The following is a 14820-nucleotide window of genomic DNA, read 5'->3' on the forward strand; positions in this document are numbered from 1 at the left end:
CTCGGGCAAACGAATAACAGAGACACCACCGTTCCGGTTCAGGAAATACTGGTTACAGATCTGCGGAGAACAATAAAGCCCATCAAGGCCATCAAGCCCATACCAGACAGTAACACGGACAGAGCGTTGGATTCCGGCATTGCGGAGATTGGATCCGGTCCCGGCAGCCCGGATTCCGGAATTGCAGAGGCCAGATTCGGTTCTGGAATTGCGGAGATCATGATCGTACTGTCCACGAGACTATCCGGGTGTTGCACATTCACATAGGCTACATTGTTATCAAACTTGTCAAAATAAAGGCCGGTAGCCTCCGCCCCGACGGTGGACAGAGATGCCCAGCGAGCAACAGAATCAGCTACGCCGTCGTTGTCGGCATCCCGGGCGAACCAGATGTCCGCCATTCCGGCGGGCTGGTCCTCAACAATATAAATATTTCCCGCCGCATCGATCGCCAGATTATCGGGGTTGGCCAAGGCGGTGCCTACTGATACGCCCGTGGACTTATCAACGGTGTCACGGTTGACAAAGAGCTTTACCTGATTGGAGTCAAGATTAATGGAGTACACCTGGTGGGTTGCCGTGGTGGCCACAAACAACATTTCATCTCCGTTGGCCAGGGTTTTAATCTCCATATCCTCGGGGCGCTGGTAACCGGTACCTTTCACCATTTTCGCTGTCTCGCGGCCATCAATGGTTCCATCGGCATTCATCACCGATACCCCATCAATAGGACCTCCAGCCGTGTCAGTAATCGGGATCCATATAAAAGACCCGACTGCATTGGCATTGTCCCCCCCGTTTATCTGCAGGACAAAGGTCTGTCCGGCCGAGAAATACTCGTTACCCGTAGGGGCAGTGCTCTGGGCCGGCACATATTTGTAAATACTGCCGCCGTTGAACTCGTCAACGAAATACAGGTTGTTCTCTCTGTCAAAGGCAAGCCCTTCATGCGCTACACGCGGCACGATAGACCGATGGACGAAATTGGAGTCGCTGCCGCCCGTAGCAGTTGTCGGATTGGTAAGCTCAAATAAACGTCCTTTAGTACTTCCCTTTTCCCAGGACTCCTCCGCGGTCAGATAGCCGCCCCAAGGTGCCCAGCGAGAGGCATCCCCCTTGGTGAAGCCTTGAGTGCCAGGCTGAACGAGAGTTGTGGTCAGTCCTGTTTTTAAATCCATGCGCTGTACTCCCGCTTCCAAAGTTTCAAAAGGGATAAACAGGTAGCGGCCGGCGTCAAACCCGGTCTCGTTAGCGGTGATCATGTCCCAGCCACCAGAGTTGGGTTCGCCAAGCCTGAGCTGGCTCATGCGATCCGCAATCCGGACCTGCGAGAAACTCGTTGAAGAAAACGTAAACGGAGAACTCTCCGGGAGGGAGCCGGCAGCAACGCTGCCCGGGCTAGCATGAAATTTGGCGAAATGCGTATCGGCAACTGTAGCGTGTGCCGTGGTAGCCATTACCAGAAGTATCGCTACAACAATAAACCTCGAAATTTTCTGTTTAAACATGGCATGGAAGCTCATAATTGAACAGCCGTCGCAACTGAAAAGCACAGCAGCTCTCAGCCTTGCCCTCAACTGATTCACGGGGTCGAATATACCTTTAGAATATGACCGGACGATGACACTGTTGCTGCGAGCATTGCGGTTAGGGATCCGCAAATTTGAAAGCAGTTTGATTTTCATGGGCACGAAAAAAGCCGCACGGCATAAAACTTCATTATTTCGCATAAATACTGCAACACGCCGTCGTTAACATGGGCGCTCCAATACAACCAGGAGGGCGCCATGCCTAACTATGCTGTCTATACGAGAACCTCCGCCGAACATGTCGTTCGCGTCAGGAATCTCTCTACCAGTTATCCCTACGATCTTTTAAAGCTCCATTTTCATAAAGAATCACTTACCGGCTTTCCCGAGAACACCGTATTCTGGATAAACCGCGAAGGCCCCAGCGTGGGCTTTGCGCTCCGCTCAGACACACAAAACCCGCCAGCTCAGGGTGGGTTGAAGTAAGCTACCTGGATTGGCACACACCGATCTCCAGCTACTTTATTTCCCCCTGGAACATTCGCTCGTAATCAAAGCCTGAGCTAATCCATCCTGATCTCCGGATCATGGCGATCGCAAAATATCCCACAGCATCATCCGTAGCTTCAACGGGTCGAGAGTGACCGCACACCCTCGGCGCAATGGTCCTCATGAAAAGATACGATATAAATTTTCAAATCCTTAAAGCAAAAAAACCCGCTGGATTAGCGGGTTTTTTTGCGGGCATTTCTCGATCTATGCAAGCAGAGGCAACATTTGAGGCGTTTTTCGTTACAAAGTTAATGCCGTTGACTCGTCATCACGCACTTTCTCAGCGAATCGGTATCAGAACGCTATTTGGCTCCGGAACATAAAGGTATGCAGGTCATCCGGTTTTCCACCGCTTGCCGTCACCAGCGGTGAATCCTTGATTTCCAGGATTTTGTCGTAGTTGAACATGAAGCGAACATTGTGGTTCACGTACCAGTTCAGGGCAGCGGTAAAGTTTTTCATCTCGCCTGCCCTGAAGGCGCCATCGTTCATATCCACTCCCCCGATACGTGCTGCCAACTCCCATGCGCCCCATCCGCCCTTCGAAAAACTGAAGTCTCGGGCCGGCTCAATTCTGAAGAATTTTCCTTCCTTGTAGTTACGCGATTCCCCAGTCAGCGTCCATGCCGCTTCGCCATACCAGCCATTGAAGCTTAGCGAATCCAGGCCATTGTTGCGGCCAATCCAGCTATGGGTATATTCGCCTCCGGCGCTGAACGGGCCATATACGCCACTGGCCTCCAGGCCAAGCATCTTGACGTCCTCGATATTACCCAGGGTGCCCGAATCGATCGGAAACAGGTTAGTCAGATGCGACGTTTCATGCCTGAATCTTACCCCATTGGAGGGACCGAACAACTGGCCGCTGCCGCTCGGTTTACGATAGTTTCCCGCCACGCCTAAATGGATAACCCTGTCCTTTTCGTTAATGGGCGCAAAAGTGACACGCGAACTGGTTCCCCAGCTTTCATCCAGGCTGTTGTTATTGGCGTCGATCGACTCGCCATAAAGTCCAACCTGTCCAGTCCAGTTTTTACCGGTGTTTGACACATTCAGACCAATCGCCCGATCTACGAGCGGTGCGTTAAGCACATTCATTAATGATCTTTCCACAAACATGAGATCGTTGGAGCTTTCCTGCAACTCACGGCTGAAAGGCTGTTTCTGATGGCCGAGGTTGACCTTTGCGAAATCCAGCCCTTTATATGAGATAAACATATCCTTGACGCCGACACTGTTATCAGCAAAGTCGATCTGGCTCTTGAAATCCCAGTCCTTGAAGAAAGTGCCTGAGAACTCCAGTCGCCCCCTGCGCAACTCTGCCCCATCATTGGCTTGAACCGGAGTGCCGTCCCTGAAGAAGAAATTATCATTACTGCTATGGCTGTAATCCGTGTGGATCCGGCCCCCGATCTTGAACTTGAAATTCTTGTCTGCCGATTCGAATTGCAAGCCGTTTTTATCCAGCTTGAGTTGCTTTTGGCTTTCCTTGACACGTTCCTCAATCGACTCAACCTTGCCGATGAGCTGAGCCCGCTCCGCCTTTTCTTTTAATCTCGCGCTTCTGTCGCCGGACGCTGGCTGGCCGGCTCTCTCTGCCTCCGGCGCAGGCGCTGGATTGTTCGATGAGGCACGTTCGACTCTTTCAAAAGTACCTATAGGTTGCCGGTCAGTCCCCGGCTCTCCATATATCTGCTTGGTTTTGGTATCGATATAAAGGTCAATCGCAAAAGCCCCTGATGATACGCTTGCCCCCAGGGCAGCTGCCGCTGTCAATATAAGTCTCGAAAATTTCAAAGCTATGCTCCCGGTTATGATGTTTATGGTTATGTTTATTGCTAAAACCGGAGCAAGAATAGGGAAAGAAGATGACCGCCTTATTAACCTTTTGTAACAGTTCTATGACAGTACCAAGGGCAGAGTTGAACGACGATGGCTTGGCTGATCCACTCCGGGTATGGGATGGTTTTCCATAATGGCTTACCATGCAACAAGTAATTGAAGGAGCAGTCTCTTCAAGGGCTCCCATGCAACTGAAGGTTTCAATAAAAGGATGGGTGGAACGCCTGGTCCGTCCCGTTTTCGGGTGCGGTTCCGGAGATAACGGTGAAGAAGCCGGATGAACGAGATTTCTTGCTCCTTGGCCTGGCTCGAACCAGCATCGGGTGCATTCGCTGGCATTCCGGCAGAGAACAATCACCTGGGGTAGGGGGGGCGAAGAGGAAATGGGCCGTCCGTGATAAAAACTTGTGGAAATGATAGATGGAACTATGGGGGTGGAAAGCCCTGAAGATGGAGGACGTACTTTTGGATAGAATTGCCGGTAGCTGAAAGCTGACCACCTGCTGGACAGCCTGTATTTAGCCAACTACCAACAATTCCCGGTCCGCGCTATTCTTCCCCCGAAGATTTAAAGGCTTGAATAGCAGTGCTTATGCATTTTGCCACCTTATCTTTTTCGTGGTATTACAGGCTGGCTTCACGCTTGAGCAGCTCATCGATCTTGAGCCCCACTTCTGGTTGGCCGTTAAATACCGTGCCAACTCTCTTCTTGTTCAGATGCTCCAGATTAGTGGTGTAAGCTTGCGCTGGCAGCGGAAAATATTTAACTTCCCTTACCAGAGCCGGTCCTTTTTTCATATAAAACTCCACAAACTCTTTGACCCCCGGTTTTTCTGCCGCCTTGACATTCACGTAAATAAAAATCGGGCGTGACAATGGCTGGTAGCTTCCATCCTCCACGGTTTTAATGGATGGGATAATACTGCCTTTGCCTCCATCAACAGCGAGTGCTTTGATCTTTTTCTGATTTTCAAAGTAGTAAGCGAAACCAAAAAACCCGAGCCCGTTTTTATTGCTCGCCACCCCCTGTACAAGCACGTTGTCATCTTCGGAAGCAGTGAAATCTCCGCGGCTCGATTTGGCCTTTCCGACGATGGCTTCAGTAAAGTAGTCAAAGGTGCCAGAATCCGCTCCGGGACCGTAGAGGCTTATCGGATCATCAGGCCAGCCCGGGTTTACTTGATTCCACTTGGTTATTTTCCCCTGCGCATCGGGCTCCCAAATCTTTTTCAGTTCTGCAACGGTGATAACCTTAACCCAGTCATTTTTTGGATTCACCACAACCGTCAACGCATCGTACGCCACTGGCATTTCAACGTATTGCACTCCCACGGCTTTACAATCGTCCATTTCTTTTTTCAGGATAGGGCGCGAAGCATTGGCGATATCAATTTCACCGCGGCAAAATTTCTTGAAGCCGCCGCCCGTGCCCGAAATACCAACTGTCACTTTAATGGCACCGTTCCTGGCTATTTGAAAATCTTCCGCCACTGCTTCGGTAATGGGATAAACAGTGCTGGAGCCATCAATTTTTACAACCGGCTCAGCATGCACAACACTGCCAGCTCCAAGCAACGCACCCAACACAATTACTACTGCCATTAAGTCAATACCCCGCAATTTCAGCATTTTTTTCTCCGTAAAATGGATAAGGTGCCACTTCCAGCGTCGTCGCTACCCTGGTTAATTCTTGCCTCTTTATAGGAAACCATTCGGAGAATACGGCCCGCATGTGTCGGTATCATTTCCGTTTTGTGGCGTTTTCATGACACGGGCGAGCTTGGCCATAATGAGAGGCGGAGTGAGCGAGGCAATCACAGGAGAGTTCAAGCCGGCACGGCCGGAAGATGCATGGGTAATGAAACGCGATGATGGGTATTGTTAACTTGTGGTTTTGTTCCCATCCCTGACTTGAACGACAGGCTCGCCTTTACCATGATCGAAATCGATTTTTCTATTCTCTAGCCTCGATCCGCCGGAACATTCAGGCGCCGAAAGGATATCAACAACGCCAGATCGTAGGTGATCTTCAAAACTCCACAGGCAATCAAAGGTGCACTCAGCAGTCCGCTGGCCAGCATAGCACCAGTCAAGGTTGGACCCGCGATAGAAGCAAGGCTGCGGGATACTGCGGTGAAGCTTGCAGCGGCAGTGCGCTCCGCCGGGGTGACCACAGCCATTACATAGGCAGTACGTGTAGGGACATCCATCTGCGATAATGCACTGCGTACGAGCAGCAGAGCGAGTGCGACCTCGAGATTTGGGGCGATTGCAGCAAAAATGAGGCACACACTGGCAGGAATGTGGGTGAAGACCATGGTGTTGAGCAGCCCGATCCTTTGTGCGATGGCCGGTGCGGCAAGCTGGGATCCGGCCGACAGGAGTCCGGCGCAGAAGAAGAATGTACCGGCCTCTCCGAGCGACAGTCCAAACCGCTCGAAGAGCCAGAGCGTCAGCAGCGAGTTTCCCAACAATCCCCCAGCAAACGCATCAATGCTGAATAACATGGCAAGCTTGAACACAATGCCGCGTGACGGACCCAACGGCTGTGATAACGGGGCACTCCGGACTTTAATCACCGGCAGAGTTCGATAGAGCAGCCAGACGGATCCGCCCAGTAGACCATACAGCACGAACATTGCGCGCAGGCCATCAATTAAAGAAAGCCCCAACCCTGGCACCAGCCAGGACGGGATGCCGGCTGCCGAGGCACCAACGGCGGCGCTCAGTGAGCCAATAAGCGAATAACGAGCGAACAGTGCGGTGCGCGCGTTGCCGCTGGCCGCTTTTGCCAGGCGGGCATGTTCCAGCGGCAAGAATATGCTTACATCGGCAGAACCCGGATTAAGGGTTCCTACGAATGCGACAACAAATAGTGGCCAAAACGAGGTAACGCTCGCGAAGCTGAAGCCGGTAATTGCCATTAACAAGGCAGCGGACAGCAGCAGCCGGCGACTTGTCCATCTATAGCCAATTGCACCGAGCCCGAGCATCGCCAAAGCCGACCCTGCTAACGTTGCCGTGGTTAAAAAGCCTACGTCCAGTTGATCAAATCCCAGCGCCAGCAGATAAGCCGGCAAAAGCACAGCAACATAGCCATCGCCAAAGGCGCGCAATGCTCGAGCTGCCAGTAATGGGTAAGCGGTTTCAGCTACTCCCACAGGCATGAGCAAACGGGTAAGCATCCTGCGCCCAACGCCTGCTTTCACTGATTTGATCCTCCATTCGTAATCTATCTGCAAGTAATGCCGAATTAGCCGCTCAGGGTTTATTCAGCGCTACCTTGTGCATCAAATACCTTTTTTTATGGTTTTCCGCAGCTGATACTGATACTCAACGGCATGACGTGCGAAAAACCGTCATTGCATCGATAACGCGGTCATCTTAGTAGATATATTCGACTGGAGGGTACCGCAGCCTGACGTGATGTGGCGGCCCCTTCTGCAAATGAGGCCGGCGCCCTCGTGATCCGCTGGCGCTCGACCTGGTGCTTGTGTGGCCGTGGATCGGGGAACTCCCGCTAATCAGGTTTCCCCAATTAGAGTGGACGTAAAGTGGACGAACTGTTGATAACTACCCTTGCGGCCGCTCGAAATCTTTAATTCTTGAGGACGGGTAAATTATCCATCGCGCTTATCTACAACGCGGCATCGGTAGAGACCTTCAGGGCGACAGAATCTGCAACATTACCGGTGATCTGGTCAAACACACCGCCCCTGGCAAAATGCATCTGCTGGGCTTTCTGCCAGCCGCCGGACACCTCGTCAACCGTAAACAGCTCAAGGTGGGGAAACCGATCCTCATACTTGCCCGCAACGGACGGATCACGGGGACGGTAATAGTGCTTGGCGGCGATATGCTGCGCCTCGGGTGTATAGAGGTACGCGATGTATGAAGCCGCTACACCGCGCGCGCCATTCCCATGTGCAGCCGCATCCACTACGCTTATAACAGGCTCAGCCACAATGGACATGGACGGGGTAACGATTTCAAACTTATCGTTTCCGCTATTCTGAACGATCAGGTTCGCTTCATTTTCCCATGTGAGGAGTACATCGCCTATATTGAGAAAGACAAAGGCAGTAGCCGAGTTTCCCGGCTTTTTACCATTGGAGTCCACGGTCTGGGCGTTGGCAAATAATTGGCTGACAAATTCACGCGCGGCCTGTTCACTGCCGCCAGATTGCCTCATCCCGTATTCCCAGGCCGCAAGATAATTCCACTGACCGCTTTCAGAGCTTTTCGGGTTTGCGGTAACTAGTTTTATATCAGGACGTGCCAGATCGCTCCAGTCCTTCAGTTCCTTTGGGTTGCCTTTCCGTACGAGGAACACGATCGGGGACGTATAGGGTGAAGGATAAGAGCCAACCCGGGAATCCTGCGCGAAAAGTTCGCGGGGACCTGGGGCGATAAATCTTTTTCTATCATGCAGCTTGCTCACGTCGTAGGACAACGCAAGGGCGGGAACATCGAGTCCATCGACCGTAATATGCACGGGCTTTCCGGACTTGCTCCGCGCTTGCTCCACCTTGATATCCATGCCCGTCACGGTTTTCCAGTGAGAGGCAAACTTAACACTCAAATCCTCATGTAACCGCCCCGCGGCACCGGGTGCAGGACGACCTGGAAAATTGGTCAGGGTAGCGTAGGCGGCGCCCAGGCTCACCAGCGCTATAAATATACCAACAGCGAAATGGGAAGTATTGAGAGTCATTTTTAATTTCCTCCAGTTGCCAAGCAGCTTTGCTCTAGGCAACCAATAATTTGGGGGAGTTGCTATCAGCGTTAATAGGGGCTATCCCTACGCTGGGCCCTGTACTGTTTTTCCAGAGCACGACTGATTCAGGAAAACCGACAAGCGCTTCTTCGTGCACATAGGGGGATAACGAACCATAGGTTCCTCGCAAATCGTAAGGCAGATTGGAAATAACATTATTCATGCGTTCGATATAGCCTTCTTCAGTCCGGACATACACTGCGTATTCAAACATCGTTCACTCCTGCAAGAAGATTCGGTTCGCAAATCTTACTGCGGGTTTGTTACAGCATTTTTAAGGGGCTCACGGCTTGATTTGATCCTACATGTGCGATCTGTCGACAAGCAATGCCGATTTCGTCACTTTTGGTCTATCCGGCGCTGCTCTGTGCATCTAATGTCGTTATGCAGCGCAGCCGGTTGGAGCCGAGGATGAAAGCTACATGCAGGAGGAGCGGACTCCGAAGTCACTTGCGCTGGAAAACCTTAATCAGCGGTCGAAGCAATCAAAGGAAGGCCAGTCAGGCAACGGAAGAGGGGGCGAGAGCCTGTTCGAGAACGGGCTTCCTCTCAGATAGCTCAGACGATCGCGAAGATGAAAAAACGAACTGGTCGGGTCGGCGGGCATGACTATCTAGCTTGCGCCAGCTGACGAATATTTCGAGGAAGGAGCGCGCGGGACTACCCGTGGACATTTGCCACCAGAGGGGCGTCGTGGGATTGCCAGGTACTCCTAATGCAATATTCTTGGTACGCTCAGGATAAATTCCGGGATGGGCGCATCGAAGCGAAGACCATCTTCGGCCACCATCTGATAGCTGCCTTTCATCGACCCCACAGGGGTGGAAATAGCAGTGCCACTGGTATATTCGAAGCTGTCGCCGGGCTTTAGCAGCGGTTGCTCGCCTACCACTCCCAGGCCTCGCACCTCCTGAATACCTCCGCTCCCATCCGAAATGATCCAATGACGGCTGATGAGCTGTGCCGGGACGGTTCCGATATTGGAAAGAACAATGGTATAGGCGAACACATAACGATCGAGCGCCTCGTCCGATTGTTCCGGGAGATAGGTCGTGTGAACCTTTACAACAATTTCGTATTTTTTCTCTTCAGGCATGGTGGCATTGCACACTATTTTCACCCTCTCGGCAAGGGCGGCATCCAAAAATTAGTTCAGGCTTTAAAAAAAATCGAGGATAAGGGTTTCCAAGTTGAAGCCGTTAGCGTGAAGCTGTAATTGCGGTTAAAATCGGGTTTTTTTGATCACAAGGAAGCCCTTCATGGCTAATTATCGCATCGCTCCAAGTATTCTTTCCGCAAACTTTGCCAAACTGGGGGAGGAAATTACTGCTGTCATCGATTCCGGTGCGGATTTTATCCACTTTGACGTAATGGATAATCACTACGTGCCCAATCTTACCATTGGCCCACTGGTATGCGAGGCCATTCGACCCTTGACCGATGCGGTTATCGACGTCCATCTGATGGTTGAACCGGTAGACCGTATTATTCCCGACTTTGCCAAGGCTGGAGCCAATATCATTTCCTTTCACCCGGAAGCCTCCAGGCACATTGATCGCACTATCGGGCTTATCAAGGAACAGGGGTGCAAGGCCGGCATGGTGTTCAACCCTGCGACGCCTTTGAATTATCTCGACCATGTGCTGGAAAAACTGGATCTGGTGCTGATAATGTCCGTGAATCCCGGGTTTGGCGGACAGCAGTTCATTCCCGAAGCATTGGAAAAACTCAAATCGGTTCGAAAGCGTATTGATGAAACGGGAAAGAATATTCTGCTGGAGATCGACGGTGGCGTGAAAGTAGATAACATCGCTGAAATCGCCCGCGCGGGAGCCGACACTTTCGTTGCCGGTTCCGCTATTTATGGCGCAGGCAGGGACAGCGATCCGCATCGCTACGACTCGGTTGTGGCGGCTCTGCGAGCGGAGTTGGCAAGGGTCTGAAGTAGCATATCGCATATATGATCTTATCGACTATCAGGAATAACACCAAGTGAACGAAACCCTCTCGCCCCTCGCAGATGCTTCTGCGATTGAAGTTAAATATCCCCTATCGGTGAAAGCCGTGATGATCGACCTGGACGGCACGCTTCTCGATACAGCAAGTGATCTGGCTACGGCAGCCAACATGATGTTGCGGGAAGTGGGCCGCGCTGAGCTTCCACCCGAAACGATTCAGTCATACATCGGCAAGGGAGTAGAGAAGTTGGTGAAGCGCTCGCTGACAGCCAGCATGGACGGTGAACCCGAAGCGGAACTGTTCGACAGGGCTATGCCGATATATGAGCGGGATTATGCTAAAACGCTGTGCGTGGACACACGGCCGTATCCAGGTGTCCTGGACGGCCTGGGCGCGTTACGGGAAAGCGGTTTCCGCCTGGCCTGCATTACCAACAAGGCGGAGGCTTTTACCCTGCCTCTGCTTCGCGCCACCGGCTTGCTGGAATTTTTCGATCTTGTTCTTTCCGGCGATACCCTGCCTAAAAAGAAACCCGATCCCATGCCTCTACTGCACGCGTGCAAGCAATTCAATATCGAACCGGGCGAGATGCTGCTGATCGGAGATTCGCTGAACGATGCGCAGGCCGCCCGTGCGGCGGGTTGTCACATCTTTTGCGTACCCTATGGCTACAACGAAGGACGGGACGTGCGCGAACTTGATTGCGACGCGGTTGTTGCGACGTTATACGAAGCGGCTAAACTGATCCGAAAATCGCCATGACTCACGAAAAAACCGAAATTGGAAGATATGCGGCGAAAGCGCGGCGTCCCTGGCGCCGAAGCCTCGCTCGTTGGTGTGTCTGCTGCTAAAGGATTCACGCCGACACACGCTGCTGCCTTTCCTTTTTCCGGTTTTTTGTGGAGTTAAATCATGACTGAAGCTGAATTCGACGAGCTGGCGGCACAGGGCTACAATCGCATCCCCCTGGTTTTAGAGACCTTTGCTGATCTCGACACTCCTTTATCAGTTTATCTGAAGCTTGCCAATCAGCCTTATTCCTACTTGCTGGAGTCGGTGCAGGGTGGCGAGCGCTTCGGACGTTACTCGTTTGTCGGCCTGCCCGCCTCAAGCCGTGTCGAGGCCCGCGGTAACCATATCCACGTCGTTAATCCTGACGAACGGCAGGAGTTCGAAGCAGAAAACCCGCTAGCTTTCGTCGAATCCTATCTATCGCGTTTCAAGGCCGCACCATATCCTGGTTTGCCTCGTTTTTGCGGGGGACTCGCCGGCTACTTTGCCTACGATACCGTGCGCTACATCGAGCGCAAGCTGACCCATCATATCTGCCGCAACACCCGTCCCGACAAATTGGATACGCCGGACATACTATTGCTGTTGTCCGAAGAGTTGGCGGTGGTGGATAACCTTTCCGGAAAGCTCTATCTCATCGTCTACGCCAATCCAAGCGTGGCGGGGGCGTATCATTCGGCGAAGGCGCGTCTGAAAGAACTGCTTTCGAAGCTACGCAACCCTGTGGAAATTCCGGTTGAAGCATCATGCGAATCGAGCGAGGGTGTCTCGGAATTCAGCGAACTGAGTTTCATCGCGGCTGTGGAGCGCGCAAAGCGTTATATTTTTGATGGCGATATCATGCAGGTGGTGTTGTCGCAGCGTACCAGCAAGCCCTACGGCGCTTCACCGTTGGCGCTGTACCGTGCCCTGCGCAGTCTCAATCCCTCGCCGTACATGTTCTATTATCACTTCGGCGACTTTCATGTAGTAGGCGCATCACCTGAAATTCTGGTACGCCTGGAAGGAGAAACCGTGACGGTACGTCCTATCGCGGGTACGCGTCCCCGCGGTAAAACCTCACAGGAAGACGCTGCGCTGGCGACCGACCTGTTGAACGATCCGAAAGAACGCGCTGAGCACATCATGCTGATGGACCTGGGGCGCAACGACGTGGGCCGCGTAGCACAGACGGGCACGGTGAAGGTCACGGAAAACATGCAGGTCGAGCGCTATTCGCACGTCATGCATATCGTTTCAAATGTGGACGGGAAGCTCAAACCCGGATTGAACGCGATGGATGTACTGCGTGCCACCTTTCCCGCCGGCACCGTCAGTGGCGCGCCCAAGGTACGGGCAATGGAAATTATCGACGAACTGGAAGTTTCCAGGCGTGGAATCTATGCCGGGGCGGTCGGCTACCTGGGTTTCAATGGGGACATGGATCTTGCCATCGCCATACGGACCGCGGTCATCAAGGACGGTTCGCTTTTCGTGCAGGCGGGCGCAGGCATCGTCGCCGATTCCCTGCCCCAAAGTGAATGGATCGAGACGCAAAACAAGGCCAGGGCGTTGCTGCGCGCGGCCGAAATAGCGGAAAGCGGATTGGATAGCAAGCTTGAGTAGAAGGATTGGAAGTCCCGTTTTGATATCTCATTGCTTGCGGCTGTCATTGCAATCAGGATAGCGGAGCGGTTAAAGACCAGGCCGGGTAATGTCGCTTACCTACGCCTATTCACCAACAACCTGTCACGGCCTTTCATAAACCCAGTCCAGCAGTGTGTCCATTGCAGGCTGGCCGCTTCCCGCTTTGGGATGGTTAACAAAAAACACTACGACTACGCGCCTCCCCGATTTGTCCAGCACGTATCCCGCCATGGTTTTCACGCCCTCCAGCAAACCCGTTTTGATGTGTGCCTGCCCCGCGGTAGCGCTGCCGTTCAACCGCTTTTTCATCGTTCCATCCACTGCCGCGATCGGCAGCGATGAGATGAACTCGGGCATGACCGGGCTCTGAAACGCCGCGAGTAAAAGCTGCCCCAGATGGCGGCTGCTGATGCGCTCATTGCGAGATAGCCCGGAGCCATTTTCCATGATCAGTTCGGGGAAAGCCAGCCGTCTGGAGGCGAGCCATCGCTGCATGGCCATGTCCGACTTGGTGAGTGTAGCACGAGGCATGCTTCTACCATCCGCCGCACTCATCGCCTCACCTTTGACCCCCCCTGTAACCATGCCATTGGTCAGGCCCAATGCAAGATATAGTTGCCGTGCCGCAGTGTTGTTACTGAATTTATTGATGTCGCGAACGATGTCGGAAAGCGGAGGGGATTCGTGAATTTCCAGTGGCGATATTCCTTCGGGCGCCTTGCCGGCGCGCACCTTGCCCCGAAAGCTGCCACCCTGTTCTTCCCACAACTGCCTGAACAACCCGAAGGTATAACTGGCCGTATCGTTTACGCTGAGGAACAAGGTTTTTTCGCCGCAATCCATTGAATAACTGCCGTTGAGCATGATCGATACACGGCTATTTTCATCATTATCAGTACGAATGGTACGGATATCGGTACCGAGGGCGTCCCGCCATTCATTGCAGAGACCATTGGTAAGCGTCAGGCCGTTCTTGAGGTCCAGTAACGACGGCAGCGGGTCGACGACAACCCGGATGGTTTTGCTTCCGGGTTGAGGAAGCAGACGCAATGCCACAGTCCGGTAATTCACCAGCAACGCTTCAGGGAGCACGTTGTAAGAGCGGTGGGGTTTGCCGTCGAACGCGGCCGGGTCGCCGACGGGTAGATCGAAGTGGCTGCTGTCCAGCACGAGGTCACCGGTGATCTCCCGCAGGCCTGTCTGGCGCAAGCGCCGCGTAAGCAACCAGAAATTTTCCAGATTCAGCTTGGGATCACCGTAGCCCTTGATTATCAAATTACCCTGGAGCGTGTCGCCCCGAATTGTGCCTTCGGCGTACAACTCGGTTTTCCAGGTATATGCTGGCCCCAACAGTTCCAGTCCGGCGAACGTCGTGACAAGCTTCATTACCGATGCAGGATTCATCGCCGTGGCGGCATTCACGGCCAGCAGGGGCTGGGTTGCGCCGACTTCATGAACATAGATACCCGTGGCGGATTCGGGAATGCGCGCCTGCTTGAGCGCCTGGCGAACAGGCGCCGGCAAAACATGCGAATACGCGGTCAGTGGCAAGAAGGCAAGTGCAGAATATAGAACCGCACCCAGAATAACGGCAGATTTTCGCCCGAATGGTTTAAAACCGAAAACCTCCCGCTTTCGTACCGCTTCGCAACCGGCCTGGAGCATGCTGGCGTTCATCCGAAAGTGCATATAGGGGATTCTGATCAGGTAGAGGCTGTCGACGAGCATGTCCACCACATTACT

Annotated in this window: 12 protein-coding genes; 4 read left to right on the top strand and 8 right to left on the bottom strand. The window is 52.9% G+C overall.

Features of this window, described 5'->3' with window-relative positions; genetic code table 11:
• Positions 1-38 precede the first annotated feature (38 nt).
• Positions 39-1307, bottom strand: a complete 1269-nt coding sequence (locus BMZ14_RS13680; protein WP_256208656.1) for an alkaline phosphatase PhoX — start codon at positions 1305-1307, stop codon at positions 39-41.
• A gap of 480 nt (positions 1308-1787) precedes the next feature.
• Between BMZ14_RS13680 and BMZ14_RS13685 the strand changes: the two genes are divergently transcribed.
• Positions 1788-2015 (top strand): hypothetical protein, encoded by a 228-nt coding sequence (locus BMZ14_RS13685; protein WP_074798553.1) that lies wholly within the window; start codon positions 1788-1790, stop codon positions 2013-2015.
• 360 nt (positions 2016-2375) lie between these two features.
• Here BMZ14_RS13685 and BMZ14_RS13690 read toward each other — a convergent pair whose 3' ends face one another.
• From BMZ14_RS13690 to apaG, 6 genes are all read right to left on the bottom strand, one after another.
• On the bottom strand, positions 2376-3878 hold the full coding sequence (locus tag BMZ14_RS13690) for an OprO/OprP family phosphate-selective porin (RefSeq protein WP_074798555.1): 1503 nt from the start codon (positions 3876-3878) through the stop codon (positions 2376-2378).
• Positions 3879-4547: 669 nt separating this feature from the next.
• Positions 4548-5552, bottom strand: a complete 1005-nt coding sequence (locus tag BMZ14_RS13695) for a PstS family phosphate ABC transporter substrate-binding protein (RefSeq protein WP_074798557.1) — start codon at positions 5550-5552, stop codon at positions 4548-4550.
• A gap of 332 nt (positions 5553-5884) precedes the next feature.
• Complete coding sequence (locus BMZ14_RS13700; protein WP_256208658.1) at positions 5885-7132, bottom strand: MFS transporter; 1248 nt, start codon at positions 7130-7132, stop codon at positions 5885-5887.
• 428 nt (positions 7133-7560) lie between these two features.
• The gene (locus tag BMZ14_RS13705) at positions 7561-8637 is read right to left on the bottom strand and encodes a sulfate ABC transporter substrate-binding protein (protein ID WP_074798561.1); all 1077 of its coding nucleotides are present in this window, start codon (positions 8635-8637) and stop codon (positions 7561-7563) included.
• A 34-nt stretch (positions 8638-8671) separates the two neighbouring features.
• Positions 8672-8914 carry a hypothetical protein gene (locus BMZ14_RS13710; protein WP_074798563.1) on the bottom strand — a complete coding sequence of 81 codons (243 nt, stop codon included), beginning with the start codon at positions 8912-8914 and terminating at the stop codon, positions 8672-8674.
• Between the two features lie 498 nt (positions 8915-9412).
• On the bottom strand, positions 9413-9796 hold the full coding sequence (apaG, locus tag BMZ14_RS13715) for a Co2+/Mg2+ efflux protein ApaG (protein ID WP_074798608.1): 384 nt from the start codon (positions 9794-9796) through the stop codon (positions 9413-9415).
• A 163-nt stretch (positions 9797-9959) separates the two neighbouring features.
• On the opposite strand from apaG, the gene rpe reads away from it, so the two are divergent.
• The 3 genes from rpe (at position 9960) to trpE (ending at position 13056) form a co-directional block, all read left to right on the top strand.
• The gene (rpe, locus tag BMZ14_RS13720; RefSeq protein WP_074798566.1) at positions 9960-10643 is read left to right on the top strand and encodes a ribulose-phosphate 3-epimerase; all 684 of its coding nucleotides are present in this window, start codon (positions 9960-9962) and stop codon (positions 10641-10643) included.
• 49 nt (positions 10644-10692) lie between these two features.
• A complete protein-coding gene (locus BMZ14_RS13725) occupies positions 10693-11421 on the top strand; it encodes a phosphoglycolate phosphatase (protein WP_074798568.1) in 729 nt (242 codons plus the stop codon).
• A gap of 150 nt (positions 11422-11571) precedes the next feature.
• A complete protein-coding gene (gene trpE / locus BMZ14_RS13730; protein ID WP_074798571.1) occupies positions 11572-13056 on the top strand; it encodes an anthranilate synthase component I in 1485 nt (494 codons plus the stop codon).
• A 123-nt stretch (positions 13057-13179) separates the two neighbouring features.
• On the opposite strand, the gene dacB is transcribed toward trpE, so the two are convergent.
• The gene (gene dacB, locus BMZ14_RS13735; protein WP_256208659.1) at positions 13180-14805 is read right to left on the bottom strand and encodes a D-alanyl-D-alanine carboxypeptidase/D-alanyl-D-alanine endopeptidase; all 1626 of its coding nucleotides are present in this window, start codon (positions 14803-14805) and stop codon (positions 13180-13182) included.
• Between the last annotated feature and the right edge of the window lie 15 nt (positions 14806-14820).

It is taken from the genome of Nitrosospira briensis (assembly GCF_900115125.1).
Taxonomy (GTDB): domain Bacteria; phylum Pseudomonadota; class Gammaproteobacteria; order Burkholderiales; family Nitrosomonadaceae; genus Nitrosospira; species Nitrosospira briensis_A.